Genomic DNA, 12,354 nt, shown 5'->3' on the forward strand with positions numbered 1-12,354 from the left:
CGGGCTCCTCGTCGACTCATTGACCAGTCCATTCATCTGAGCGTGATCCCTTCGTGATCACCTCTCTCGACACCCAACGCAGGCTTTCCAACTGCCACTTGGGGCTCGAGCTCACAGCTGGGCTTCCGCCGGAAGCCGCAAAAAGGGCTGCCCTGGGGCACCTTGTTCGATGGAAGGACACGACGAATCCACACGGCGTTCATTCCACACCGCAGCGTCGGCCGACCGACCTACGCGACAGCGGCGAGCGAGGCCCTCTCGAAGCATCTCGCGACCGGCCCCCGTCCGACCCTGCGGGGATGTGGCCGGTACGGCGTTCCTGCAAGGCGAGTTGGCCTCCTCAGGCGAGATCGTCAAGTTGATATCCCGTCAATCGGTGGCTATACCTGACCTGTTGGCTCCATCGTTCACCTTCAAGATCCTTATTGGAGGTCTTTGTTCACCTGGCCGAAACGGCAGCGTTCACCATCGGACGCTTAACGTCCCCGCCATGAACCGGATTTCACCTCGCGCACTCATCTCCGCCACTGCTCTGGCCACGGCCCTGGCGACCGCACTCCCGCTCACCGGCGCACTGCCCTCTGCTCCCGCGGCGGCCGCCGTGTCGCTGACCTGCGGCTCCAATGGGGCCACGTACACCCTGGACTCCGCCGGCAAGCTCAACAGAACCGACATGCCGGACCCGGCGGTCGGCAACGCCCTGCCCACCGGCAGCACCATCGACACCACCTGGACCGGCTACGGCCACATGCTCGCCGGCCCCGGTGCGACCTTCTACGGCATCAAGTCGGACGGGCTGTACTACAGCCACCGGATCAGCTCCAGCAACACCTGGGACGTCCACCACCGGAAGATCAGCTCCAGCTTCACCCAGTTCAGGGCCGCCGACCGGATCGACGACATCACCATCGACCGCGGCGGCTACATATGGACGCTCTCCGGCGCCACCAACGACCTGCGCTGGTACCGCTACGACGCGACCGCCGACGAGTTCGTCGCGGGCAGCGGCAAGATCGTCGACATGGGCTGGAACTACGACGCCATCTACGCGGGCGACCGCGGCGTCGTCTACGGCCGTGACGCGACCGACGGCAAGCTCTACCGTTCGCGCTACGACTACACCAGCCAGCGCTGGATCGAACGCCATGTGCTGGAGTCCGCCGCCGACTGGAGCGACACCAAGTTCATGCCGTCGTACGGCGGTGACACGCTGTTCCGCGTCAAGGGCGGCGGCGCGGTCACGTACTACCGCTTCGACGAGGACATCCGCGACTGGCCCGTCTACAACAAGCAGGTCGAGGCATCCGGCTGGGCCGGCTACGTCTCGGTCTCGGCGGCGCCCGACATATGCAGGCTCAACGTCAACCACACGCCCGCGGCCACGCCGGTGCCGCTGGAGTCGTACACCCCCAACTCCGTGATGCAGGCCTCGGACGGCAAGCTGGAGCTGGCCTACACCGACAACATCGGCCGCCTGGTCCACGGCCGCACCGACCCGGCCGACATCAACGGTGCCCAGTGGACGGTGATCTCGGGCCAGGATGCCTTCACCGGCCGGCCGTCGTTCTCCGAGCACACCGACGGCCGCGTCGTCGTCACCGCCCACAACACCTCCGGCAGCATCTGGCAGCGCAACCAGACCGCCAAGAGCGCCGCCGACTGGGGCAACTGGATCGACCTGGCAGGCGCCATGCAGCAGCACGCCGTCACCGGCAAGACCCCCACCGGGCTGATGAGCCAGTTCGCCCTCGATGCGGGCGGCAAGCCCTGGTACCGCATCCAGCAGCGCGCCAACGTCGACTTCATGGGCTGGATGCCGCTCTCCGGCACCGGCTTCACCGGCCCCCTCACCGCCGTCACCGTGCGCGACGGAATCCAGCTCTTCGGCAGGAAGGCCGACGGCACCCTCTCCACCGCCCTCTTCAAGGAGGGTGGCACGCTCTCGGCGTGGACCGGCATGGGCACCCAGGCCATCGCCGGCACGCCGTCCGTCGTCGTCTACCCCGGCTACCGCATCCGCGTCTTCGCCACGGACGCGAGCGGCAACGTGGTCACCACCGCCCAGTCCGCCGAGGGCGGGGCCTACGGCCCCTGGGAGACCGTCGCCGGCACCACCGCGCAGGGCTCCCCCAGCGCCGTGATCTCCCCGGTGACCGGGCTCACCGAGGTCGTCGTCCGCGGCACCGACGGCACCGTCTACAACACCGGCGAGACCACCCAGGGCAGCGGTGTCTGGCGCGCCTGGCAGCAGGTGAGCTTCGAAGCGTCGGCCACCGAGCCGACCGCCTTCACCTACACCAACCCCACCGGTCCGACCTGGGCCTACACCTTCCGTACCTCCGACAACCAGACCCGCATCTACCAGGTCCAGCAGACCTCTTCGCTCAGCGCGATGCGCGCCGCGGCCGACGCGCCGGACTTCCACGGCAGCGAGCTGCCCACCCCGCCGTCCAAGTGATCACACCGTGGAGGAGGCCGTGACGGCCCGGAGCCGTCACGCCCCGCCTCCACCGCCGCCCGCCCTGCCCTGTCTCCTTGCGTCCTGCCGGCACGGCACGGCACGGGGCAGGGCCGGGCGGCCGTCCGCTTACGGCCAGGTCCTCACCGCGGACCTCACCGCGGGCCTCACCGCGGGCCTCACCGCGGACGTCACCGCGGACCTCATCGCGGGCCTCACCTCAGGTCCGCACCGCGGGGCCTCAGCGCAGGTCCGCACCGCAACAGAAAGGTCTACACCGCCCTGTCCAGGCTACGTATACGCGGCCTCGGCGCCGCCCTCGTCACCCTGACCCTGGTCCTCCTCGGAGCCGTCGCCCCGCCCGCCACCGCAGGCGGCACACAGCTGTCGGCCGACAGCCTCATCGGGACCGAACAGATCCTCTTCCGCTCCGGAACCGCCGGATACGGCTGTTTCCGCATACCCACGATCGTCCGTACGAAGACGGGCACCCTGCTCGCCTTCGCCGAGGCCCGCCGCTCGCCCTCCTGCGCCGACCGGGGGGCGATCGACATCGTCGTCCGCCGCTCCACCAACGGCGGCCGCACCTGGAGCCCCGTCCGCGTGGCGCTCGCCGGCAGCGACACCGACCCGGAGACGCCCTACACGCGCGGCAACCCCTCCCCCGTGGCCGACCTGCGCACCGGCGACGTCCATTTGCTCTCCACGTCGGAACCGGCCGAGCCGGGCGGCAAACGGCTGCCGCGGGTCCAGCGCAGCACCGACGACGGGCTGACCTTCGGCGCGCCGAAGCCGCTGCCGCGGCTGTCGAACCCGCAGGACGGCTGGTTCGGCACCGGCCCCTCGCACGGCATCCAGCTCAAGCGCGGCGACAGGGCGGGCCGGCTGGTGGTGGGGGCGTACGAGTCCCCACCGCAGCCCGGTCAGGATCCCCAGCTCGTCGGAGTCCTCTACAGCGACAACGGCGACGAGTGGTTCGCGAGCGCCACGGCCGACTCCTTCGGACCCGGGATGCTGCCCGGCGAGCCTGCCGTCGCCGAACTCGACAACGGGCATGTCTACATCAACGCCCGCAACAACAACGGCACTTCCTCCGGACACCGTACGCACGCCGTCAGCACCGACTCCGGCGCGACCGTGCCCGCGCAGCAGGTCGTGTCTTCGCTCACCACGCCCGAGGTGCAGGCATCGGTCCTGGCGCTGGAGCAGACGTACCGGGCCACACCCGGTGACACGCTCGTCCTCTCGGCGCCCTCGCACCCGACGGCCCGCCAGAACATGCGGATCCGCTACTCCACGGACCGCGGCACCACCTGGCACGACGCCGCACAGATCAACGCCAAGCGGGCCGGATACTCGGATCTGGTCGAGCTGACCGACGGCGAGATCGGCCTGGTCTACGAGGGCGGCGACGGCTTCTCCGCGGCCAACATCTACTTCAACCGCTTCCTCCCTGCGGCGGCCGGCGTGCCGGGCACCTTCACCGGCAGGGTGCACCCGCAGGCCTCCCCGGCCGCGGGCCGCACCACCCCTGACACCACGCCGAACGCCAACGACACCTATCTCGCCGGGGGTTCGGCGCTCGGCACCGGCCGTTGGGGTCAGGGCCTGACCCTCGACGCCACCGGCGAGTACGCCGATGTGCCGTACACGCCGGAGATCGACCCGGGCGACGGCGACTTCACCTACTCGCTGTTCTTCAAGTACAAGGCCCAGCCCGGCGAGACCCAGCAGCGGGCACTGATGTGGGCCTACGGGTACGGCGCGGCGGAACCACAGGTGTGGGTGCGCGCCCAGCCCGGCCAGAACCGGCTGTACGCCTGGGTGCAGGGCACCGGCGGCACCGCCTCCGTCGCCCTGGCCGACCCCGGCCCGTCGACCGCCTTCGGTGACGACGCCTGGCACCATCTGACGCTGGTGCGCAGCGGCGGACGGATCACGCTCTCGGTGGACGGCACGTCGTCGGCGCAGGCCACCGGGGTGGCCGGGTCGGTCAGCGCCGACCGCGCCGTCGGCGTCGACGGGATCCGGCTCGGGGCCAAGCCCGACACCGCGCCCGGTGACCCCTTCAGCGGCAGTTCGGACGAGTTCCGCATGTACCGCAGCGCGCTGACGGATGCCCAGCTTGCCGAGTTGCGAACGGCGAACGCCGCCCCTTCCGCGGACGGTTCGCTCGTGGTGCGGCTGCCGTTCCAGGTGGTCGACACGGCCGAGGTGCCCGCCCTGACCTCGGTCGCGATCGAGGACGACGTCTCGGGGCACTGCGCCGACGGCACCCTGCTCGGCGGGGTGCCCGGTGAGGTGGCCGGCCGGGTCGGCAAGGGCGCGATCTCCGTCTCGGCGTCCCGTCCCGGTGTCGAGGTGCCGTATCTGCCGACTCTCGACGTCGGCTCCGGCGACTTCACCTACACCCTGTGGTTCCGGCACAACCTGACCGAGGCCGACGCGAACGCCGCGCTGCTGTGGGCCTACGGCTCGGTCACCGGCGAGCCCTCGCTGTGGGTGCGGGCACAGCCGGCCCAGGGGCGGCTGCTCGCCTGGGCCGAGACACCCGCGGGTGCGGTGCAGGTTGCGCTGACCGACCCCGGCCCGTCGGCCGCCTTCGGGGACGGCGCCTGGCATCTGCTGGCGGTCAGCCGGAGCGGTGGCACGCTGCGGCTGAGCGTCGACGGGACCACGGCCGCCGAGGCGACCGGGCTGTCCGGTGCGCTCACCTCCACCACGACGCCGGAGGGGCTGAGAGTCGGCTCCAAGCCGGGCGACCTCGATGTGTTCACCGGCTCCCTGGACGAGGCCCGGCTCTACAAGCGCGCCTTCACGGCGACCGAGCTGACGAGGATCGCGCAGTCCGCCGTCGGCTCCGTGGGCGGCTACCCGGCCGACAGGCCCGCCCTGTCGTGGTCCATGGAGAACGGCCACACCGAGGCCCACCAGGTGGTCAGGCCGGCCGCGGGCCCGGCGACCCCGGACTCGTCGGTGCACTGCAACCACGCCTTCGTCCGGGGCGGAGCCCAGCCGGCGGCTCCGGCGGGGGGCGGCAGGTTCGGCGCGGGGCTTCCCCTGGACGGCACGGACGACTCCGTCGAGCTGCCGTACGGCGCGGACGAGGCCCTCGGCTCCCGTGACTTCACCGTGGCGACCTGGCTGCGCTACACGGCCGGCCAGACGGGCGCCAACCAGGTCGTCTTCTGGGCGTACGGCGTCGGCGGCGCCGAACGGCAGCTGTGGCTGCGGGCCCAGCCGGGCCAGGACCGGCTCGCCGCCTTGCTGCAGACCGACACGGCCACCACCACCGTCTACGTCGGCGACGGCAGCGCGGCCCACGCCTTCGGTGACGGCGCCTGGCACCATGTGGTGCTCCAGCGCTCGGACGGGAAGCTGAGCCTGTCGGTGGATGGCGGGCCGCCCGGCGAGGCCACGGCTCCGGCCGGCTCGGTGACGTACGAGGACGGCTTCGCCGTGCTCGGTCTCCATCTGGGGGCCAGGCCGGACGGCTACGACCGGCTCAAGGGCTCCCTGGACGAGTTCCGCCTGGTGCGGGGCGCGCTGACGGCGGAGGAACTGACCGCCCTGCGCACGTCCAACGCGGACACCGGGACGGCCACCACCGTTCGGCTCCCGTTCGAGACGCTGTCCCCTCGGCCGTACGCCCGGATGTGAGCGGGATCCATCGGACGTTCTCAGGACATGCGCAACCGCTGCTGCCGGTCGAGCGGGCGACGCCGCTCGACCGGCAGTGCGGTACGGGTTGCACAGCTTCAGCCCGCGGGTGGTCGCCGAAGACATCCCGGCCGCCGGGGACGTGGCAGCGCCTGACAAGGTGCTCGCCACCCGGACCCGCGGTGTCGACCGGGCCTACCGCGGCCTCATCAACTGCCGACAGCGCCGACCAGCGGGGGCGGCGGCGAAGTCGGTGAAAAGACGGCCCGTGGTGCGGTGCGGTTGGTGACGAACCAGCACGGCGAGCCCGGCGGGCCAGGGGGCGCGCCCAGGTCTCGGAGCCGGCGGGACAGGGAGCCGCCGCGATGAGCGCGGGGAGGGTGCGCGCCAACGCCTCACAGGGTACGGCCATGCCCCGCCCACGCCGCCGTTGCCCGCGTCACCCTTGCGCGATCACCGTGCGATACATTTTGCCGCGCCTTGACCACGATCATTCTTCGACACGGAGCTGGCTTCTCAATGACCGACATAGTCAATGGACTTGGCCGGGCCGCCGCCTACGGTGCCCTCGGTGTGGTCCTGCTGATCCTTGGCATCGTCCTGGTGGACGCGCTGACGCCCGGCAAGCTCGGCCGGCAGATCTGGGAGGAGCGGAACCGCAATGCGGCGGTGCTGCTGAGCTCCGCCCTGCTGGGCATCGGCGGCATTGTGTTCACATCGATCTGGACGACGTACGACGACTTCGGCAAGGGCCTGGTGTCGACGGCCGCGTTCGGTGTGCTGGGGCTCGTGCTGATGGCCGTCGCGTTCCTGGTGGTGGACCTGGTGACGCCGGGCAAGCTGGGAGCGACGCTGGTCGAGGCGGAGCCGCACCCGGCGGTGTGGGTGACGGCTTCGTGCAATCTCGCGGTGGCGGCGATCGTCTCGGCGTCGATCGCCTGACGGTACGGACGGTACGGGCGTGCCTCCGGGTGGCTCTCCGGGCGTGCCTCCGGGTGGCTCTTCGCTTGCCTTCCGTCGCGTCGACGGAAGGAATTCCGGTGCTTTGTGCTCCCCGGGCTGCATTGCGCCGGATCCCGCGTGATGCTGGTATTCAGTCGCTCGACACCGGATTCGCCCGGAGGCACATCATGACGCAGGACAAGAGCGAAGAGCCGGAGAGCAGGCCGCGGCCGGCGCGGTACTTCACCGGATCGGAGCGCCCCTTCGATCCCGAGGATCTGGTGATGGCGTCCGGCCGTGAGCCCACCCCCGCCAATCTGGCACGTGCCCGCAAGGAGATCGAGGAGAAAGGCGCTGCGGCGCTGGAGCGCTACCTTCCCTGACGGGAGCGTGGGCTCGCGCATCAAGAGCACAGTAGTCACACTCAGTTGGCGTTCGTCACGCCTCGTGCGTACGGCGCCTCACACACCAGAAACACCACGAGGGAAAACGAGCCCCGTCCGTGCCGCTCGGCCCGAGGCGGTCGGCGGCAACGGACGGCCTTCCGGGGATTCCGGACCCAGGACCATCGGCACGCTGGATGCGCGGGCCCTCTCGGTCACTCGATCCACGGACTGCGCCGACGCGCCGTACGCACCGTCGGGTACGAGGTGCGCGCCGCGCAGAGGCGGCGGGTCACCGGCCGAGCGCGCGGGCCAGCTGCTGCTTGTTCATCTTCGAACGGCCGTGGATGTTGCGGTCCTTGGCCTCTGCGTAGAGCTGGTCGTACGTCGGCCCTTGCGCGCCCTTGTGGGAGCGCAGGCCGCCGCGCCGCGACGAGGAGATGTCCTCGGTCGAGGTGCGGCTCGCTGTCTTCGACTCACCGCTGCGTGCACGCTCCTTGTTGACCGTGCGCGCGGCGATCTCTTCGGCGCGGGCACGGCTCTCGCCGCGCTCCAGCGCGCTCTCCTTGATGTGCTCGTACTGGCGCTCACGCTTGGGACTGGATCCTCGGGGCATCGCAGAGCCTCCTCTCGGGCCGAGCCGGAGTCCTGCGCACCTCCGGACTCGCCGCTGCGTCTACCCCTGCCGGGGCGGGCGAACCGTCGCCAGGTCGGCAGCTCTGCGTCGGGTAGCCGCAGCATGAACCGGGTACCCGCAGCACAGGAGGAAAGGACATCGCCATGGGTGCAGGTATGTGGGGTTTCCCCGAGACCGCGGGGCACGCACCGGGGGCGCAGCTGATCGGATACAAGGTCGAGGCGACCGACGGTGCCATCGGCAAGATCGACAGGCATTCCGAGGACGTCGGCCGCTCCTACATCGTCGTGGACACCGGGCCGTGGATCTTCGGCCACCGGGTCCGCGTACCGGCGGGTGTGGTCACGCGGATCGACCACGAGAACGAGACGGTGCACGTGGACTGTTCGAAAGAGCAGATCAAGGAGTCGCCGGACTTCGAGAGCGGTCGGGACGACGATGACGTGATGACCGTCCGCCTCATCGAGCAGTACTACGCGAACCGCCACATGTGAGGCCCCGGCCACCCGGACAGGATCCGAAGGCCCCCGCTCAGGCGCCGCTGTTCGGCGGCACGGCACTGATGCCTGCCAGGGCGGAGTCCGGATCACGGCTCAGGCGCCGCTGTTCGGCGGCGCGGCGCTGATGCCTGCCAGGGCGGAGTCCGGATCACGGGCCCTCGCGAGGTCCCCGAGCGTGACGACACCCAGCGGCCGGCCGTCCTCGACGACCGCGAGCCGGCGCACCCCGTGCACCCGCATCATCCTCACGGCCTCCGCGGTGTCCACGTCCGGTCCGATGGTGAGCACGTCCGGGGTGCACACGGAACGGACGGGCATGATGTGCGGGTTGTGGCCCATGGCGACGGAACGCACAACGACGTCACGGTCCGTCAGCACGCCGAGCAGCCGGTCCTCGTCGGCGACCATCACGTTCCCGATGTCCCTGTCCCGCATCAGCCTGGCGGCCTCGACGAGCGTTGCCTCGGGAGCCAGTGCCAGCACTCCGTTCGTCATCACGTCCTTCACGAGCTGTGTCATGGCCTTCACTCCCTTCGCCGCATACCGCGCCTGCCCGCGCCGGACCCGGTTATCCGGAAATTCACGGGTTGCGGCCCGGTCGGACCGGCGGCACAGGGACTTCCCGTGAGCATCACCCCAGGTAGAAGGGCAGTTCGTCACGCCGCGTCACCGGCGGGGATGCGAGGGTGACCTCGTCGTGTTTGCCTGGCTCATGGCCCCGGGCCCGATGCCTACAGGCGTCCGGCCACGGAAGGAGGAGCCATGACCACAGCAGGTGAACCCGTCAGGACTCCGGAACAGCTCCGGGCGATGGCCGAGGAGCTCACCCGCGGCGCGGACCGCTGCAACGACCCCGAACACCGGGCGCGGCTGCGTCGCAAGGCCGAGGAGCTGCGGCAGCAGTACGACGCCGACAGCCCCGGCGCCGCGGGTTCCGCGAGCACTCAGGACAGGCAGGACGGGCAGGACAGGCAGGGCACTCCGGGCGCCCCGGGAGCGCCCACGCACCACCACCATCAGCGGCAGCACGGCCCGCGAGGGCCGCAGCGTCCAGGGCCGGAACGGCCACGCGGCGCCTGACGGACAGCGCGACGGCCGCCCGTACACCCCACGCCGGTACGGGCGGCCGTCCGCTGCCCGGAGCGTTGTGCCCGGGTAGAATCCGGTTCGTCACGCTGGAGACGAGATGACCGTGCCCGATCGAGGACGGGACGAACCGGGGCCGGACCAGCTGGCCGCCGCAGTCACGCAGCTCACCGCCGAACTCGCGGCCCTGCGCCGCGATGTCGCGCGCCACCATCTGCTCGACATGGCCTCGGGCGTCCTTGTCGCACAGCTCTCACTCACTCCCGCCGAGGCCGTCGACCACCTCGCGCAGCTGGCACAGACCACCGGTCTTCCCCCGGAGGATCTGGCCGCCGACATCGTCAACGCCGCATCAGGGACGGCCGGCGCGGCGGGCGAGAACGCTCTGCAGGCCGAGAGCGCCACGCGGGACGATCGGGCCGCGAACGCACGGAGCGGCGCGCATGCCGGGCAGGCGCCGACCGCCCCACGCGCCATCGGCACCCCCGGCTCCCCCGACGCCCCCGAGGCCCCCGACGCCGTCGGCAGCGCGGACGCAGCACTCGATGCGGACAGGCGCGACGCGGACCGGGCCGACGAGCACCGGGCCGACGCGCGCAGGGCCCGTCATATCGAGGCTGCCGCGGAGGCCGCCGCGCAGACCGGCAGCACGGTCGACGAGATCGCCGAGACCCTGCTCGACGGCGGGATGCGCCCGCTCGGTGTCCGTGGCCTGTGGTTGTTCCGGCGCACGGGGACGGACTGTCTCGAGCTGGCCGGTCAGGCGGGGGTGAGCTCGCTGGAGGCCGCGCACTGGCGGTGGATTCCACCGGCGCGGGGCAGTGCGCTGCACCGGGTGCTCACGGAGGCCGCCCCCGTGTGGCTGCCGTCCGGCCCGCCGGAGGGCGAGCGGATGCCGGGGCCCGCTCCGGACGCGGCCCGGGCCGTACTGCCGCTGCGGCAACGCGGGACGGTGACCGGGCTGGCGCTCGCCGACTGGCCGGGCCCCATGACCCTGGACGAGCCGGTGCAGCGGGCGCTGACCGGTCTGGCGGTCCCGGCCGCGCGGATCCTGGACGCGGGCGCGCCCGACGCCGCGGAGCCCGCCGTACTCGCCCCGCTCCTCGATCTGCTGACGCATCCGGCGATGGCCCTGCGCGCGGACCCCGACACCGGGACCCTGCATGTCGAGCATCTCAACCGGCCGGCGCTGGACTCCGCGGGCCCGGTGCACGGCCCGGCGGGCCGCCCGCTCGCCCAGGTGCTGCCGGCCATGCACGCCGATCTCGTACGACTCGCGCAGGCGGCGCGGGAGTCGGCGGTCCCGCAGCGGGCGGCCAGGGTGCCCGTCGAGCACCGGGCCGGAGACCCCGATCCGCTGCACGACGTCCGGGTGCTGCCTGTCGGCCCCGGCCGGACGGTCGTCTTCTGGCACGGTGCCACCGATCCCGGGATGTCCCTCTCCCGGGTCCTGGGCCGGCTGGAGAACCTGGCCGCCTTCGAGGACGACCTGATCAGCGGCAGGTCCCGGTGGAGCGAGCAGGCGTACCGGATCTTCGGGCTCGACCCGGCCACTCCCCCGGTGCCGCTGGGCCGGCTCGCGCCGCATCTGCACCGTGACGAGGCCGGGAATCTGACCGAGCTGCTCACGGCGCTGACCCGTAGCCGGGAGGGCGCGCACACCGTGGTCCGCGCGGTCCGCGAGGACGGCGGGCTGCGGCATGTCAGGATCGCCGCGGAACCGCTGCTGACGGGCGGTGTCCTCACCGGGATCACCGGGGTGTACCAGGACGTCTCGGCGCAGCACCACACGGAGATCGCGCTCAGCGCGACCTTCGACCGGCTGACCGCCGCACAGACGCAGGCCGCGCTGCGTCATCAGCTCGTTCTCCAGCTGCAGCAGGCGATCGTCCCCGAAGTGCCCGTCCTGCACCGGCTGCCCGGCCTCCAGGTCGCGGCCCGCTACCGGCCCGCGGCCGAGGAGTACCGGGTGGGCGGTGACTGGTACGACGTCCTGCCGCTGCCCAGTGGCCGGGTGCTGGTCGCCGTCGGCGACATCGCCGGGCACGGCATCGACTCGGTGACGGGCATGGTGGCACTGCGCAACGCGCTGCGTGGCCTGGCCTTCACCGGTCATGCGCCGGGGCGGCTGATGGCCTGGCTCAACGAGGTCACGCTGCACACGCACGGGCACCCGACGGCCACCGCCGTATGTGCGCTGTACGACCCCGCGGACCGGTCGCTGCGCTGGGCCAGCGCCGGGCATCTCCCGCTGCTCCTGCTCCGTGCCGGGCGGGCGGACTTCCTGGATGCGCCGCGGAACGTCCTGCTGGGCGCGGTGCCGCAGGCGGAGTACACGGAGTCGAGCACCGCGCTCGAGCCCGGGGACACGCTGATGCTGTACACGGACGGTCTGGTGGAGCGCCGGCACACCGCGCTCGACGAGAGCCTCGCGAATCTCCGCCGCGCGGCGGAGCGGCTCGGCCCAGGCGGCCTGGACGAGCGGACGGACCGCCTGCTCGGCTCGGTCACCGGGGACACGGACGACGACACCAGCCTGGTGGTCGTCCGCGTGTCGTGAGGCCGCGTGCGGTAGGCCGCGTACCGCTCCCACACCGGGTGCCTGTAAGAACTCTGTCACCAGCCGCACACGGCGGCGATCAGTCTTCGGACCTGGGTTGGGCCAGTTCCGGCGTGCTCGTCGCTTCA

At 71.6% G+C, this 12,354-nt stretch carries 9 protein-coding genes and 1 pseudogene; 8 read left to right on the plus strand and 2 right to left on the minus strand.

Annotated elements, in window-relative coordinates; genetic code table 11:
* Window positions 1–490: 490 nt before the first annotated feature.
* The 5 genes and pseudogenes from AC0699_RS07085 (at window position 491) to AC0699_RS07105 (ending at window position 7,443) form a co-directional block, all read left to right on the plus strand.
* The gene (locus AC0699_RS07085; RefSeq protein WP_478656658.1) at window positions 491–2,458 is read left to right on the plus strand and encodes a DUF8189 domain-containing protein; all 1,968 of its coding nucleotides are present in this window, start codon (window positions 491–493) and stop codon (window positions 2,456–2,458) included.
* A 333-nt stretch (window positions 2,459–2,791) separates the two neighbouring features.
* Window positions 2,792–6,118, plus strand: coding sequence for a LamG-like jellyroll fold domain-containing protein (locus AC0699_RS07090; protein WP_478657196.1), 3,327 nt, complete (start codon window positions 2,792–2,794; stop codon window positions 6,116–6,118).
* A 67-nt stretch (window positions 6,119–6,185) separates the two neighbouring features.
* Window positions 6,186–6,407 (plus strand): annotated as a pseudogene (locus AC0699_RS07095) (helix-turn-helix domain-containing protein); the annotation flags it as partial.
* 230 nt (window positions 6,408–6,637) lie between these two features.
* Window positions 6,638–7,060 (plus strand): DUF350 domain-containing protein, encoded by a 423-nt coding sequence (locus AC0699_RS07100; RefSeq protein WP_453660524.1) that lies wholly within the window; start codon window positions 6,638–6,640, stop codon window positions 7,058–7,060.
* A gap of 188 nt (window positions 7,061–7,248) precedes the next feature.
* Window positions 7,249–7,443 (plus strand): hypothetical protein, encoded by a 195-nt coding sequence (locus AC0699_RS07105; RefSeq protein ID WP_478656661.1) that lies wholly within the window; start codon window positions 7,249–7,251, stop codon window positions 7,441–7,443.
* A 292-nt stretch (window positions 7,444–7,735) separates the two neighbouring features.
* On the opposite strand, the gene AC0699_RS07110 is transcribed toward AC0699_RS07105, so the two are convergent.
* Entirely contained in the window at window positions 7,736–8,059 is a 324-nt protein-coding gene (locus AC0699_RS07110) for a plasmid stabilization protein (protein ID WP_478656664.1), read from the minus strand.
* A 164-nt stretch (window positions 8,060–8,223) separates the two neighbouring features.
* Here AC0699_RS07110 and AC0699_RS07115 point away from each other — a divergent pair, with 164 nt between their 5' ends.
* A complete protein-coding gene (locus AC0699_RS07115; RefSeq protein ID WP_469766670.1) occupies window positions 8,224–8,574 on the plus strand; it encodes a PRC-barrel domain containing protein in 351 nt (116 codons plus the stop codon).
* Between the two features lie 99 nt (window positions 8,575–8,673).
* On the opposite strand, the gene AC0699_RS07120 is transcribed toward AC0699_RS07115, so the two are convergent.
* Window positions 8,674–9,099: a CBS domain-containing protein gene (locus AC0699_RS07120; RefSeq protein WP_478656667.1), complete on the minus strand. Its 426-nt coding sequence runs from the start codon at window positions 9,097–9,099 to the stop codon at window positions 8,674–8,676.
* Window positions 9,100–9,342: 243 nt separating this feature from the next.
* Between AC0699_RS07120 and AC0699_RS07125 the strand changes: the two genes are divergently transcribed.
* Complete coding sequence (locus AC0699_RS07125; protein WP_478656670.1) at window positions 9,343–9,660, plus strand: DUF6381 family protein; 318 nt, start codon at window positions 9,343–9,345, stop codon at window positions 9,658–9,660.
* A 106-nt stretch (window positions 9,661–9,766) separates the two neighbouring features.
* On the plus strand, window positions 9,767–12,226 hold the full coding sequence (locus AC0699_RS07130; RefSeq protein ID WP_478656672.1) for a SpoIIE family protein phosphatase: 2,460 nt from the start codon (window positions 9,767–9,769) through the stop codon (window positions 12,224–12,226).
* The last annotated feature ends 128 nt before the right edge of the window (window positions 12,227–12,354 follow it).

The organism is Streptomyces sp. NPDC043870 (assembly GCF_056435785.1).

What these genes read in the sequence shown, in the direction of transcription:
- AC0699_RS07130 (WP_478656672.1), top strand. Translation starts at nt 9,767, where the DNA reads ATGACCGTGCCCGATCGAGGACGGGACGAACCGGGGCCGGACCAGCTG.
- AC0699_RS07110 (WP_478656664.1), bottom strand. Translation starts at nt 8,059, where the DNA reads ATGCCCCGAGGATCCAGTCCCAAGCGTGAGCGCCAGTACGAGCACATC.
- AC0699_RS07115 (WP_469766670.1), top strand. Translation starts at nt 8,224, where the DNA reads ATGGGTGCAGGTATGTGGGGTTTCCCCGAGACCGCGGGGCACGCACCG.
- AC0699_RS07085 (WP_478656658.1), top strand. Translation starts at nt 491, where the DNA reads ATGAACCGGATTTCACCTCGCGCACTCATCTCCGCCACTGCTCTGGCC.
- AC0699_RS07125 (WP_478656670.1), top strand. Translation starts at nt 9,343, where the DNA reads ATGACCACAGCAGGTGAACCCGTCAGGACTCCGGAACAGCTCCGGGCG.
- AC0699_RS07105 (WP_478656661.1), top strand. Translation starts at nt 7,249, where the DNA reads ATGACGCAGGACAAGAGCGAAGAGCCGGAGAGCAGGCCGCGGCCGGCG.
- AC0699_RS07100 (WP_453660524.1), top strand. Translation starts at nt 6,638, where the DNA reads ATGACCGACATAGTCAATGGACTTGGCCGGGCCGCCGCCTACGGTGCC.
- AC0699_RS07120 (WP_478656667.1), bottom strand. Translation starts at nt 9,099, where the DNA reads ATGACACAGCTCGTGAAGGACGTGATGACGAACGGAGTGCTGGCACTG.